The sequence below is a fragment of the Massilia alkalitolerans DSM 17462 genome (genome assembly GCF_000427785.1).
In the GTDB taxonomy this organism is placed as follows: Bacteria; Pseudomonadota; Gammaproteobacteria; order Burkholderiales; family Burkholderiaceae_D; genus Telluria; species Telluria alkalitolerans.
In genome coordinates, this window is sequence record NZ_ATYR01000027.1 from 46,592 (window position 1) to 60,253 (window position 13,662).

Below are 13,662 nucleotides of genomic sequence, written 5' to 3' on the forward strand. Positions count from 1 at the left end.
CAAATGCCAGGCAAATCGTGCCCCGTTTAAATAGAGGGGCATGACCTCAGCCTAAACGGTCCACCAGTGTGGCCGTATGGGCAAGAACAAGCTCAGCAAGGGTTTAGCGCCACTGCGGTGGCGGCTTGTATTCCGGGAACATTTCCTTGAACAGGAAGGTCATCAGCTGGTCGGTATCCTGCGGGCGGGCGCTCAGCTTGACGATCCGCCCAAGACGGTGCGAATCCCACTCGAAGTCGCCGGTCTTTTCGCGGCGGATCAGCTCGATCATCTTCTTGACCACGGCGATCTCGATGTCAGGCTCGCTGCCCTGCTCGACCGTCACCTGCGTCAGCCAGCGGCGCTGGAAGTTCGGGTTCCAGCCGCGGAACTTCAGGTCCATGCTGTGGAAGGTCTTGTTCGACACCGAGAACACGCCGCCGCTCTCGTTGCGATCCTCGCGGCCGCGGCCATTGATGGCGGCGATGTTGGCCAGCGCATTGCGCATGCCCTTGGCCGATTCGCTTTCCTCGGCCGACGGCTGCTCGCTGCCGGTCGCGGCGGCGCGCTGGCGGCGCTTGGCGTTGATGAAATCCTGCATGTCGACAGGCTTCTGCTCGTCGAACTTCTGCGGCGGTTTGGTTTCTTTAACAGGCTCTTCCGGCGGGGTCGTGATCGTGTCCGGCAGGCGTGCGATCTCGATCCGCTCCTGCTTCGGCACCGGAATGGACGGCATGGGCAAAGGTTTGGGGGCCTGCTGGCGCGGCGCCTCGGACTCTTTCTGCTGCATCGGGGCGACGTAAACTACCTTGCCCTCGTCGCCCGAGGCCGGCTTGGCCTGCTTCGCGTCCTTGTCGGGCTGGAACAGCCAGATCACGACCAGCAGGACGTGCAGCAGGATTGTGCCAACCAGCGCCGGACGGTTCGGTCCCTGGCGGCCATACGTGAGCACGGGCCGGCCCTGCATCGGCAACGGCTGGCCGCAGTGCGTGCACACGTCGCTGTGCTCGTCGTAGATGTGGGAATGGTCACGCAAGGTCGAACGGGTTCCTGATCGGCGTCTATCAATACTGCGAGAGCCGCAGTCTAACCGTTTTGCGGCGGCTGCGCACTTTGGAAGTACTTAAAGAGCAACACAACTACCCCGCGCAATCCCTTGAATGATGTTACGAGATGTTTCAGGCGACCGGAAACCGGCAGGCGAATCGCTCCGCCTGCCGCTCGCCATCAGTGTGCAGCTTCCAGCTTGGCCAGCTGGCGGTCCGTCATCGGACCGGTGCCGCTGTACTTGTCGAGGTAGAGGTAGATCACCGGGGTGATGTAGAGCGTGATCACCTGCGAGAAGATCAGGCCGCCGACCACGGCCAGGCCCAGCGGCTGGCGCAGCTCGGCGCCGGCGCCGATGCCCAGCGCGATCGGCAGCGCGCCCATCATCGCGGCCAGGGTGGTCATCAGGATCGGGCGGAAGCGCAGGATACAGGCCTCGCGGATCGCCTCCTGCGGCTTCATGCCCCCGTTGCGCTGGGCGTCGAGGGCGAAGTCGATCATCATGATCGCGTTCTTCTTCACGATACCGATCAGCATCAGGATACCGATCATGGCGATCAGGGTCAGGTCCATGTCGAACATCCATAGCGTCAGCAACGCCCCCACCGCCGCGGACGGCAGGCCGGCCAGGATGGTGAGCGGGTGGATGTAGCTCTCGTACAGCACGCCCAGCAGCACGTAGATCACGCCGATGGCGGTGATGATCAGGATCAGCTGGCTCGACTGGGTGTCCTTGAACACGGCCGCGTCGCCGCCGTAGTTGGTGATGATCGAGGCCGGCAGCTTCATGTCGCGGCCCATCTGCTCGATGGCGGTGGTGGCGTCGCCCAGCGGCACGCCCGGGGCCAGGTTGAAGGACAGCGTGATCGCCTGCAGCTGGCCCTGGTGGTTGACCGCCAGCGGGCCGACCGTGCGCTTGACGGTGGCGAAGCTGGACAGCTTGACCAGGTCGCCGTTCTTGGAGCGCACCGAGACGCGCGACAGCGCTTCGTCGTAGTAGCGGTCGGCAGCCGCCGCTTCCAGGATCACGTAGTAGCTGGCCGCGGTCGAGTAGATGGTCGAGACCTGGCGCTCACCAAAAGAAGCGTACAGCACGGTGCGGATGTCGGCCATCTCCACGCCCAGCAGCGCGGCCTTGTCGCGGTCGATGTCGATGGTGGCCTGCAGCGCCTTGTTCTGCGAGTCGCTGGTGACGTCGCGGAAACGCTGGTCGGCGCGCATGCGCTCGAGGAACTGCTCGGACCAGCCGCCGATCTCGCCGCCCGACACGCTCTGCAGCGTGTACTGGTAACGGCTCTTGCTCGGGCGTCCGCCCAGTTGCAGGTTCTGCACCGGCGACATGAAGACCTGCACGCCGGCGACCTGGCGGGTGGCCTTGCGCAGCGCGTCGACCACTTCCGACATCGGCGGGCGCTCGCTGCGCGGTTTCAGCACCAGGAACATGCGGCCGGTATTGCCGCCGCCGGTGAACGAGGTCACGTCTTTCACGTGCGGGTTGGCGCGCACGATGTCCACCACCTGGGCCTGCAGCTTCTGCAGGGCCACCGAGGAGGTGTCTTCCGAGGCCTCGACGGTCACGCGCAGCTGGCCGATGTCTTCTTCGGGGAAGAAGCCCTTCGGCATGGTCATGTACAGCACGGCGGTCAGCACGAAGGTGCCGAGCGCCAGCATCAGCACCAGGAAGCGGTGGCGCAGCGCCATGTCCAGGGTGCGGGCATAACCGTCGCGCACATTGGTGAACATCGCTTCGAAGCGGCGGCCGACCCAGGACATGTCTTTCGGATCGACGTGGCCGCCATGCTTGATCAGGCGCGAGCACAGCATCGGCACGAGGGTCAGCGACACCACGGCCGAGACCAGCACGGCGAGACCGACGATCACGGCGAATTCGCGGAACAGCAGGCCGATCACGCCCGGCATGAAGAAGATCGGGATGAACACCGCCACCAGCGAGATCGAGATCGAGATGATGGTGAAGCCCATCTCGCGCGAGCCGATCAGGGCCGCCTGCATCGGCTTCTTGCCCATCTCCATGTGGCGCACGATGTTTTCCAGCACCACGATGGCGTCGTCGACCACCAGGCCGACCGCCAGCGTGATGCCGAGCAGCGAGATGTTGTCGAGGCTGTAGCCGAAGGCGTACAGCAGGGACAGCGCACCCAGCAGCGAGATCGGCACGGTGACGGCCGGGATGAAGGTTGCGGTCAGGCGGTGCAGGAACAGGAAGATCACCAAGATGACCAGCACCACGGTGCCGGCCAGCGTGAGGTTGACGTCGTGGATCGCCTCGCGGATCGAGTCCGAGCGGTCGTTGACCAGGTGGATCTTGATCGACTGCGGCAGCTGGGTTTCGAAACGCGGCATCAGCGCGCGCACCGAATCGACCACCTGCACGGTGTTGGCGTTGGGCTGGCGCTGCACCATCAGCACGATCGAGCGTTCGCCGTTCAGGCTGCCGGTGGCCTTGACCGACTGGTAGCTGTCCTCGACCTGGGCGATGTCGCGCAGGCGCACCGGCAGGCCGTCGCGGGTGGCGACGATCAGGCCGGCGAAGTCGGCGGCGCGCATCAGCTGGCCGCCGCCCTGGATGGTCAGGGTCTGGGTCGGGCCGTCCAGGATGCCGAGCGGGGTGATCGAGTTGGCCGAACGCAGCGCGGTGGCCAGTTCGGACATCGAGATATTGCGGGCGCTCATCAGGTCATGCTGGGCGCGCACCCGCACCGCGAAGCGCTTGCCGCCGTTCACCGTCACCTGGGCGATGCCAGGCAGGGTCGAGATCGCCGGCGAGACCAGGTTTTCCGCGTAATCGTTCAGCTCCGACAAGTCCATGGACGGCGAGGTCATGTGCATGAACAGGATCGGGGAATCGGCCGGGTTGATCTTGCGGTAGGACGGCAGGTCGGTCATCTCCTGCGGCAGCTGGCGCTGGACCTGCAGCAGCGCGGCCTGCACGTCGACGGCGGCTTCGTTGACGTCGATCGATTCGTCGAACTCGAGCGTCAGCGAGGTATTGCCCTGCGTGTTCGTCGAGCTGATCATCTTGATGCCGGCGATGGTCGCGAACTGCTTTTCCAGCGGCAGCGCGACCGACGAGGCCATGTTCTCCGGGCTGGCGCCCGGCAGGTTGGCGTTGACGTTGATGACCGGCGTGTTATAGCTCGGCAGCGCCGCGACCGGGATGTGCATGTAAGCCAGGATGCCGACCAGCACCAGGCTGATCGACATCAGCACCACCATCACGGGACGGCGGATACACAGTTCGGACAGGTTCATGCCTTGTCACCCTTCTGTGCGGCCGGCATCGCTGCGTTCGAAGCGGCTGCATCTTGGGACTTGGCGCCAGCCGGGCGCACCTTGCCGCCCGGACGCAGGTTCTGCTTGCCTTCGGTGATGACTTTCTCGTTGCCGGTCAGGCCAGTCACGGCAGCATACTCGCCGAAGCCGTGCAGGCGCGCCACCTTGACCTGTTTCGCCTCGTTACCCTCGCCCACCACGTACACGAAGGTGCCCTGGGTGCTGGTGATGATGGCGTTCTGCGGGATCACGACGGCGTCGCGGATGGTCTGCGTGGTGACGCGGGTGGTCACGTACTGGCCCGGCCACAGCATCGAGTCCGGGTTGGCGAACTGGGCTTTCACGCGGATGGTGCCGGCGGCCGGGTCGACCGCGTTGTCCACGAACTTCAGCTCGCCGGTCACCGGCTTGGCCTCGGGACCAGTGCTGGCCTGCACCGCCACCTTGCCGGCGCGCTGGGCCGCCAGCAGCGCACCGAGGCTTGACTCCGGCATGTTGAAGGAGACGTCGATCGGGTCGAGCTGGGTGATGGTCGTCAGGGACGTGGACGGCTGCACCAGGGCGCCCGGATGGATGTCGATGGCGCCGACGCGGCCCGACATCGGGGCGCGGATGGTGGTGTAGCTGGCGCTGACCTGGCTGGCACGGGCGGCCGCGGCATTGCTCTGGACCAGGGCGCGGGCCGCCTCGACCTGGCTCTTCAGGGAGTCGACCGCGCTCTGGGACAGGAAATTCTGGGCGGCGAGTTCCTGGCTGCGCTTGTACTGGCGCTCGAGGTCGGCCAGGGTGGCGCGGTTCTGCGCCACTTGCGCCTCGGCGCGGGCGACGTTGGCGCGGTCGGCGCGGTCGTCGAGCGAGAACATGACCTGGCCTTCCTTGACGAACTGGCCTTCGCGGATGTGGACCTGGCGGATGGTGGCGGTGGTCTGCGGGTGCAGGTCGACGGTGCGCACCGGGGTCACGGTGCCGTTGGCGGACAGTTCCACGCCCACGTCCTGGCGCTGCGGCGCCACCACGTTCACGGTGGTCGGCGGCATGCCGCCCCTGGCGCCCGGTCCCTTGCCGCCCTGGCCGTTGTCGGCGTGGGCGCCGTCACCCTTGTTCAGGTACCAGGCGCCGGCGACGGCCAGCGCCACGACACCCACGATGAATCCCGCATTCTTCTTTTTCATGTTCGTCCCTTGCCGCCAGTCCCTGCGGCTCTTTCTCTTGTGTGATCCGCGCGTGCAAAAAAGAATACGCGGTGCTGCATTCTCGCACGCTCTTGTTTCAGGATTGTGTAGTCGCCATGTTGTAATCACAACCTTGCGCTGGTTTGTCCCTTATTTGTTCGGGTAATACTCCGGCAACACCAGGGTCACTTCCAGGCCGCCCTCCGGATGGTTGGCCAGCGCGATGCTGCCGCCATGCTGTTCGGCGATGTTGCGGGCGATGGTCAGGCCCAGGCCGGTGCCGCCCGACTCGCGCGAGCGCGAGGTTTCGACGCGGTAGAACGGATCGAACACCCGGCCCAGCTCGCCTGCCGGGATGCCGGGACCGCTGTCGCGGATACGGATGCGTGCCGCGCCGTTGATACGGTCGACGCAGACGCGGGCGTCGTGGCCGTACTTCACCGCGTTGTCGATCAGGTTGCCGAGGCAGCGGCGCAGGTCCAGCGGCCGGCCCAGCAGGGCCATGCCGGCCTGTCCCTTGAGCGCCACCTGCTGTCCGGCGTCGACGGCGTCGGCGCACACGGCTTCCAGCAGCGAGTCGAGGTCCAGCATCTGCATGTTCTCGGTGGTGTCCATGCTGCGCGCCAGCACCAGGCCTTCGCGCACCATGGCCTGCATGGCCGACAGGTCGCCGATCAGGCGTTCCTGCAGTTCCGCGTTCTGCACCTTTTCGAGGCGCAGGCGCATGCGGGTGAGCGGCGTCTGCAGGTCATGCGTGATCGCCGCCAGCATCTGGGTACGCTGGAAGATGTACTGCCGGATCCGCGCCTGCATTGCGTTGAAGGCAGCGCTGGCCTGGCGGATCTCGCTGGCGCCGCTCAAGGAGAGCGGCGGGCGGTTGATGTCGTGGCCCAGGTCCTGGGCGGCCCGCGCCAGCACTTTCAGCGGACGGGTGGTCATGCGCGCCACCACGTAGGCGAGCGCGGCAATGCTAAGCAGGAACAGGCCGATGGTAGTGCGGTAATCGGTTTCGGGACCGGTGAAGGCCGAGCGCGGCGGCAGTACCGACAGGCGCAATTCTTCGCCGTCGCGCAGGCGCACGTTCAGGGTTTCGCAGGCACCATGCCACTGGGTGCGGATCAGGCCGTAGAGCACGGCCTGCTGGTGCGGCATGTCGCACGAGGCCGGCCGGTTGGCCGCCGAGCTGATGCCGTAGCCGTCGCCCAGGCGCGCCGCCAGCGAGCGCGCGAACCAGCTCTGCGACGCCGCCAGCGGCTGGAGATTGCCGACTTCCAGGCGCAGGCCGGGACGGTTCGCCACCGACAGGTAGACCGAGCGCGCCGAGGCCGGCACGATTTCGGTCGCCATCACCAGTTGCTCGGCGCGTTCGAGCAGGTGCTGGTCGCGCTGCTGTTCGATGACGCGCTGGCGCTCGACGTCGGCTGCCAGCTGGGTCAGTGCCGCGGAAATCAGGATACCGAGCAGGAGCGTGATGAACACGCGTCCGGTCATCGATCCGAAGAAGGCTTTCACGCAGGCGGCTCCACGGTCACCTGCCCGGCCAGCACGTAACCGCCGTTACGCACGGTCTTGATGATCTGTGGCATGCGCGCATCCTCGCCCAGCTTCTGGCGCAGGCGGCTGATCTGGATGTCGATCGAGCGGTCGAAGGGGTCGGCGTCGCGGCCCTGGGTCAGGTTGAGCAGCTGGTCGCGGTTGAGCACGCGGTTCGGGTGTTCCAGGAACACGCGCAGCAGGCGGAACTCGGCGCCCGAGAGCATGATGACCACGCCCTGCGGATTGACCAGGTGGCGCGCGGTGAGGTCCAGGGTCCAGCCGGAGAAGCGCATCTGCTGCACGTTCTCGGACGGCGCATTCGAGGGCATCGCATGCGAACGGCGCAGCACGCTGCGGATGCGCGCCAGCAGCTCGCGCGGCTCGAAGGGTTTCGGCAGGTAGTCGTCGGCGCCCATCTCGAGGCCGAGGATGCGGTCGAGCGGCTCGTTGCGGGCGGTCAGCATGATGACCGGCAGGCTGGAGGTGGCGCGCAGCTTGCGGCACAGGGTCAGGCCGTCGTCGCCCGGCATGTTCAGGTCGAGCACGATCAGGTCGGGGCGCGCGTCGTCGAGCGCCTTCCACATACCGGTGCCGTCGGCCGCCGACATGGTGCGGTAGCCGTTCGATTCCAGGTAGTCGGCGAGCAGGGTGCGGATGTCGCGGTCGTCGTCGACAATCAAAATCGTAGAGGGATTATCCATAACCTCAATTATCCGCATCTAAGCCAAGCTTGGACACCGTTTTTGTATCGGCTTGTATATGCTGATGAGCGCGAAACATATTGATACAAAGTATCGGACAGGGGAAATCCCACGGTTACACTTGTTGGCGATGATGGGAACCGTGCAGCGAGCAGTCCGGAAGCGAAGATGCACACCAACCTGCCTCTCACACAAAGGAAAACACCATGAACACCGTCCGCAAAAACATCGTGATCGTCCTGGCCGCCTTCGGCATCGCCGGCGCCTCGCTCGGCGTGCAGGCCCAGACCGCTGCCCCGCTCGAGGGCCGCCATGCCCATGCCATGAGCAAGGAGCAGCGCGAAGCCAAGCGCGCCGAATTCCGCGCCTTGAGCCCGGAGCAGCGCCAGGCCAAGATGGCCGAGTTCCGCGCCAAGCGCGCCGAGATGCGCGCCGCCCGCCAGGCGAAGCTGGCCGAATCGTTGAAGCTGACCCCGGCCCAGCAGCCGGTGTGGCAGGCCTTCGTGGCCAGCATGACCCCGCCGCAGAAGGGCGAGCGTGCCGGCCAGCGCCTGAACAAGGAGCAGCGCACCGCCCTGACCGCGCCGCAACGCCTGGAACGCCGCATCGCCCTGCAGAAGGAGCGCACCGCGCGCATGGAAGCCCGCCTGTCGGCCCTGAACAGCCTGTACGCGGCCTTGAGCCCGGAACAGCGCAAGGTCTTCGACGAGCAGCAGCAGCGCCGCGGCGGCCGTCACCACGGCGGCCATGGCAAGATGATGCGCGGTTAAGCGAACGCATTCTTGTAAAAGGAAAAGACGCCCTCGGGCGTCTTTTTTGTAGGGTGGTCGGCTCTGCCGACCGCGCGTTCAACTCACGGCAACTTGGCCAGGGAGGCCAAGAACTTGGCGGGGTTTTGATAGCCGATCACCCGGCTATCCTCGATTTCCTGCCCATCCGGCCCGAACAGGATGATCCCCGGCGGCCCGAACAGCTTGAAGCGCTTCAGCATCGCCTTGTCCTCGGCATCATTGGCGGTCACGTCGACCTGCAGCAGGATGGTATTGGCCAGCTTCGCCTGCACCGCCGGGTCGACGAAGGTCAGCTTTTCCATCTCCTTGCAGGACACGCACCAGTCGGCATAGAAATCCAGCATCACGGTCTTGCCGCCGGCGTTCAGCAGCTCGCGGTCGAGGTCTCCCACCGTCTTGATGCGCTTGAACACCAGGCCCTGGTGGGCGCCGCCCGTCAGGTGCGCCAGCGGCGCCAGCGCATCGCGTCCGCCGGTGGCGGCGCCGACCAGCTGCATCCCGCCTTGCAAGGAAAGGGCAACGCCGGCCGCCACCGAGACCCAGTGGCGCTGTCGGCTCAGCAGGTAACAACCGTATCCGAGCAGCAGCGCGGCCCAGCCCAGCATCTGCACGATAGGCGGCAGCACCGGCGACACCAGCCACAGGGCCATCGCCAGCATCAGCACGCCGAACAGGCGCTTGACCGACTCCATCCAGGCGCCCGCGCGCGGCAGCAGCGAGCCGGCCGAGACGCCGACCAGCAGCAGCGGAATGCTCATCCCGACCGCCATCGCGAACAGGGCCGCGCCGCCGATCACCACGTCGCGGGTCTGGCTGATGTAGACCAGGGCGCCAGCCAGGGGCGCGGCGACGCAGGGCCCGACGATCAGGGCCGAGATGGCGCCCATGGCGAACACCCCGGCAAGCTTGCCGCCCGACTGGCGGCCGGCAGTGTTGGCGAGCCGGGTCTGCAGCGCGGCCGGCATCTGCAGTTCGTAGAAGCCGAACATCGACATCGCCATCGCCACGATCAGGAGGGCAAACGCGCCCAGCACCCAGGGATTCTGCAGTGCGGCGGCCAGGCCCTCCCCTGCCAGGCCGGCGGCGACGCCGAGCGCCGTGTAGACGATGGCCATGCCGAGTGAATAAGTCGCCGACAGGATGAAGCCGCGCGAACGGCCAGCCTGGCGGCCCTCGCCGACGATGATCGAGGACAGGATCGGCACCATCGGCAGCACGCAGGGCGTGAAGGCCAGGCCCAGGCCGAGCAGGACGAAGGCGGGGACGATGGCCAGCAGGCGCCCGCCCTCGAGGATGCCGGCGATGCCGGCCATGTCGGACGGCTGGGCGGCGGCTGCGGGCGCGGCTTCTGCCATCGGCGCCTGGGCCGCAGTAGCCGGCGCCGCGTCCATGGCGGGAGCCGACGACAGGGGCGCGGCCGTCATCTGCGGCGCATTCACGCCGATCGGCAATGCCGGTGCGGCGCCGCCGCCGCCGGCTCCCGCCGACAGCTGCGCGCTGTGCTCCTGCGGCGGATAGCACAGGCCCGCGTCGGCGCAGCCCTGGCTGGAGGCCGTCAGGGTAAACGGGCCGCTGCCCTCGACCGGGATGCGGATCACGAGCTCGCCCTTGTAGGTCTCGACATCCTTCTGGAAGGTCTCGTCGTACTTCACCTTGCCCGGCGGGATCTCGGGCGTGCCGAGCTTCGCTCCGGTAGCGCGGAAGGCGAAGCGCTCGCGGTACATGTAGTAGCCCTCGGCGATCTGGTAGCGCACTTCGAGCGTTTGCGGGTCGGCCATGCGCGCCTCGAAACGGAAGGCGATCGCGGGATCGAGGAAGTCGTCGGCGGCGCGTGCGCTCCCGACACCTGCCATCAAGATCGAAAACAGGCTCAGGCAAGCAAGGAGGATGCGGGCGAAGCGGTGCAGCGAATGGAACATGGTGTTGGATGAGTTGTTTCAGCGCACCGGCATGGTACACCGGGCCGTCGCACCTTGCTCGGACCACGATACTGCAGGCGAAAAAAAACCAGGCACGGGGCCTGGTTTTTTAGTCGTCGCGGAAAGCGATTACTCGGCGGTCGGTGCTTCTTCAGCCGAGGTGACTTCCGGACGGTCCAGCAGTTCGACGTACGCCATCGGCGCATTGTCGCCCACGCGGAAACCCATTTTCAGGATGCGCAGGTAGCCGCCGTTACGGTTGGCGTAACGTGGGCCGAGTTCAGCGAACAGCTTCTGCACCATTTCGCGGTCGCGCAGGCGAGCGAATGCCAGGCGCTTGTTGGCCAGGGTGTCGGTCTTGCCCAGGGTCAGGATCGGTTCGATGACGCGACGCAGTTCCTTGGCTTTCGGCACGGTGGTCTTGATGGCTTCATGACGCAGCAGCGAGACGGTCATGTTGCGCAGCATTGCCAGGCGGTGGGACGAGGTACGGTTCAGCTTACGGAGGCCGTGACGGTGACGCATGGTACTTCCTTTCGAGTGTTTAATTTCCAGTTCTTCGATCGTTCATGCCGAAGCATGACCGCGGACCGGTTCTAGGGGTTTAAAACTGCCCGGACAACATTGCCCGGGCAGGTACAGCAATTACTTTTCCAGGCCTGCCGGCGGCCAGTTTTCCAGCTTCATGCCCAGGGTCAGACCACGGGATGCCAGCACTTCCTTGATTTCGTTGAGCGACTTGCGGCCCAGGTTCGGGGTCTTCAGCAGTTCGTTTTCCGAACGCTGGATCAGGTCGCCGATGTAGTAGATGTTCTCGGCCTTCAGGCAGTTTGCCGAACGGACGGTCAGTTCCAGGTCGTCCACCGGACGCAGCAGGATCGGATCGACCAGCGGAGCACGCGACGGTGCTTCGGCGGCGGCTTCGGTGCCTTCCAGGGCGGCGAACACGTTCAGCTGGTCGACCAGGACGCGTGCCGACTGGCGGATCGCTTCTTCCGGGGTGATGACGCCGTTGGTTTCGATGTTGATGATCAGCTTGTCCAGGTCGGTACGCTGTTCGACACGGGCCGATTCCACGGCGTAGGACACGCGGCGCACTGGCGAGAACGATGCGTCCAGGATGATGCGGCCGATGGTCTTGTTGGTGTCTTCCGACAGGCGGCGCACGTTACCAGGAACGTAGCCACGACCCTTCTCGACCTTGATCTGCATGTCCAGCTTGCCGCCGGCGGTCAGGTGAGCGATCACGTGATCCGGGTTGATCAGTTCCACGTCATGCGGCAGGTCGATGTCCGAAGCCAGCACGGCGCCTTCGCCTTCCTTCTTCAGGGTCAGGGTGACGGAATCACGGTTGTGGACCTTGAAGACCACGCCCTTCAGGTTCAGCAGCAGGTCGACGACGTCTTCCTGCACGCCGTCCAGCGACGAGTACTCGTGCACGACACCGGCGATCGTCACTTCGGTCGGCGCATAGCCGATCATCGACGACAGCAGCACGCGGCGCAGGGCGTTGCCCAGGGTGTGGCCATAACCACGCTCGAACGGCTCCATCACGACTTTTGCGTGACCAGGAGCGATTGCTTCGACATCGATGATACGTGGTTTCAACAGACTATTTTGCATGAAATGTCCTTTTCAATACCCTCGGCTCGTTACACCGATAAGGCTGATGGCATTAATAGAAAGCGCCTGCTCGACGAGCAGGCGGTGATACGAATTCATGAACGACGGAAATGGAGGAATCGGAATTCTCGCGAACCCGCATTCGTTGCGAGGCCAAGCCTTTGCTCGCTGCGCTCGCACACCACCACGTCGTTCCCGCGCAGGCGGGAACCCAATTTCGCAGCCGAGCCACCAAAATTGGATCCCCGCCTTCGCGGGGACGACTTCGTCGCGGGAGGACCGCGACGAAATCGATTAACGCGAGTACAGTTCGACGATCAGCGCTTCGTTGACGTCAGCAGCGATCTCGTTACGCTCCGGGAACGAACGGAAGGTGCCTTCGAACTTCTTGGCGTCGACCGAGACCCAGCTCGGGAAGCCGACTTGCTCGGCCAGCGACAGGGCTTCAGCGATACGCACTTGCTTCTTGGCCTTTTCGCGCACAGCGATCACGTCGCCGGTCTTGACCTGGTACGAAGCGATGTTCACGACGTTACCGTTGACGGTGAAGGCCTTGTGGCTCACCAGCTGGCGCGCTTCAGCGCGGGTCGAGCCGAAGCCCATGCGGTAGCAGACGTTGTCCAGGCGCGATTCCAGCAGCTTCAGCAGGGTCTCACCGGTGTTGCCCTTGCGGCGCGATGCTTCTGCGAAGTAGCGGCGGAACTGGCGCTCGAGCACGCCGTAGATACGCTTGACCTTCTGCTTTTCACGCAGCTGGTTGCCGTAGTCCGAGGTGCGGGCACCCGACTTGACGCCGTGCTGGCCTGGCTTGACGTCCAGTTTGCACTTCGAGTCGAGCGAGCGACGTGCGCTCTTCAGGAACAGGTCGGTGCCTTCACGGCGCGACAGTTTTGCTTTTGGTCCGATATAACGTGCCACGTTGAATCCTTTGATGTATTAATCACGCCCCGGAGGCATCGCGTGCGATGCGGCAGGCGCTAGTCCGCCGCTTGATTGCGACAGACGTGGCTTGAAAAACCGCCCACCGTGAAAACGGCAGACGACAAGAGCCGGGCAGTATAACCCATTTTCAGGGCACTGCGCCGGTCAATCTGGCAAAACACAACGGGGCGCAAGGCCCCGTCGTTGGCTTTTCGCGACGCAGGACGGTCCAAAGACCGCCCTGCTGTCACCTCAGCATTGTCGTATTAGATACGACGACGCTTCGGCGGACGGCAGCCGTTGTGCGGAACCGGGGTCACGTCCTGGATTTCGGTGATCTTGATGCCCAGGTTGTTCAGTGCACGCACAGCCGACTCACGGCCAGGGCCTGGGCCCTTGATGCGCACTTCCAGGTTCTTCACGCCCGATTCCTGAGCGACCTTGCCTGCGGCTTCGGCAGCAACCTGCGCTGCGAACGGGGTCGATTTGCGCGAACCCTTGAAGCCGGCGCCGCCGGAGGTTGCCCACGACAGAGCGTTGCCCTGACGGTCGGTGATCGTGATGATGGTGTTGTTGAAGGACGCGTGCACGTGGGCGATGCCCTCGGCGACGTTCTTCTTGACTTTCTTGCGTGCGCGGGCTGCTGCTGCGGCTGCGCTGCTCTGTTGCTTGGCCATGG

Annotated in this window: 11 protein-coding genes; 1 reads left to right on the top strand and 10 read right to left on the bottom strand. The window is 65.1% G+C overall.

All coding sequences use genetic code 11. From position 1 onward, the window contains the following. Positions 1-103: 103 nt before the first annotated feature. The 5 genes from YWC_RS0121405 to YWC_RS0121425 form a co-directional block, all read right to left on the bottom strand. A complete protein-coding gene (locus YWC_RS0121405) occupies positions 104-1,015 on the bottom strand; it encodes a hypothetical protein (RefSeq protein WP_027867234.1) in 912 nt (303 codons plus the stop codon). Between the two features lie 191 nt (positions 1,016-1,206). Next, positions 1,207-4,299, bottom strand: a complete 3,093-nt coding sequence (locus tag YWC_RS0121410; protein WP_027867235.1) for an efflux RND transporter permease subunit — start codon at positions 4,297-4,299, stop codon at positions 1,207-1,209. After that, complete coding sequence (locus YWC_RS0121415) at positions 4,296-5,492, bottom strand: efflux RND transporter periplasmic adaptor subunit (protein ID WP_027867236.1); 1,197 nt, start codon at positions 5,490-5,492, stop codon at positions 4,296-4,298. The genes YWC_RS0121410 and YWC_RS0121415 overlap by 4 nt, the downstream gene beginning before the upstream one ends. A gap of 150 nt (positions 5,493-5,642) precedes the next feature. Beyond that, positions 5,643-7,004 (bottom strand): ATP-binding protein, encoded by a 1,362-nt coding sequence (locus YWC_RS0121420; RefSeq protein WP_027867237.1) that lies wholly within the window; start codon positions 7,002-7,004, stop codon positions 5,643-5,645. Continuing rightward, on the bottom strand, positions 7,001-7,729 hold the full coding sequence (locus YWC_RS0121425) for a response regulator (protein ID WP_027867238.1): 729 nt from the start codon (positions 7,727-7,729) through the stop codon (positions 7,001-7,003). Before YWC_RS0121425 ends, YWC_RS0121420 begins: the two co-directional genes overlap by 4 nt. Before the next feature lie 206 nt (positions 7,730-7,935). Here YWC_RS0121425 and YWC_RS0121430 point away from each other — a divergent pair, with 206 nt between their 5' ends. Then, positions 7,936-8,499: a Spy/CpxP family protein refolding chaperone gene (locus YWC_RS0121430; protein WP_027867239.1), complete on the top strand. Its 564-nt coding sequence runs from the start codon at positions 7,936-7,938 to the stop codon at positions 8,497-8,499. Between the two features lie 83 nt (positions 8,500-8,582). Here the strand turns inward: YWC_RS0121430 and dsbD are convergent, their stop codons facing one another. The 5 genes from dsbD to rpsK form a co-directional block, all read right to left on the bottom strand. Beyond that, positions 8,583-10,439 carry a protein-disulfide reductase DsbD gene (gene dsbD / locus YWC_RS0121435; RefSeq protein WP_027867240.1) on the bottom strand — a complete coding sequence of 619 codons (1,857 nt, stop codon included), beginning with the start codon at positions 10,437-10,439 and terminating at the stop codon, positions 8,583-8,585. A 129-nt stretch (positions 10,440-10,568) separates the two neighbouring features. Further along, positions 10,569-10,964, bottom strand: coding sequence for a 50S ribosomal protein L17 (gene rplQ / locus YWC_RS0121440; protein WP_005663400.1), 396 nt, complete (start codon positions 10,962-10,964; stop codon positions 10,569-10,571). A gap of 120 nt (positions 10,965-11,084) precedes the next feature. Further along, the gene (locus YWC_RS0121445) at positions 11,085-12,062 is read right to left on the bottom strand and encodes a DNA-directed RNA polymerase subunit alpha (protein WP_027867241.1); all 978 of its coding nucleotides are present in this window, start codon (positions 12,060-12,062) and stop codon (positions 11,085-11,087) included. Positions 12,063-12,356: 294 nt separating this feature from the next. Next, positions 12,357-12,980, bottom strand: coding sequence for a 30S ribosomal protein S4 (gene rpsD, locus YWC_RS0121450; RefSeq protein ID WP_027867242.1), 624 nt, complete (start codon positions 12,978-12,980; stop codon positions 12,357-12,359). Between the two features lie 269 nt (positions 12,981-13,249). Next, positions 13,250-13,660, bottom strand: a complete 411-nt coding sequence (gene rpsK, locus YWC_RS0121455; protein WP_027867243.1) for a 30S ribosomal protein S11 — start codon at positions 13,658-13,660, stop codon at positions 13,250-13,252. Positions 13,661-13,662: the final 2 nt, after the last annotated feature.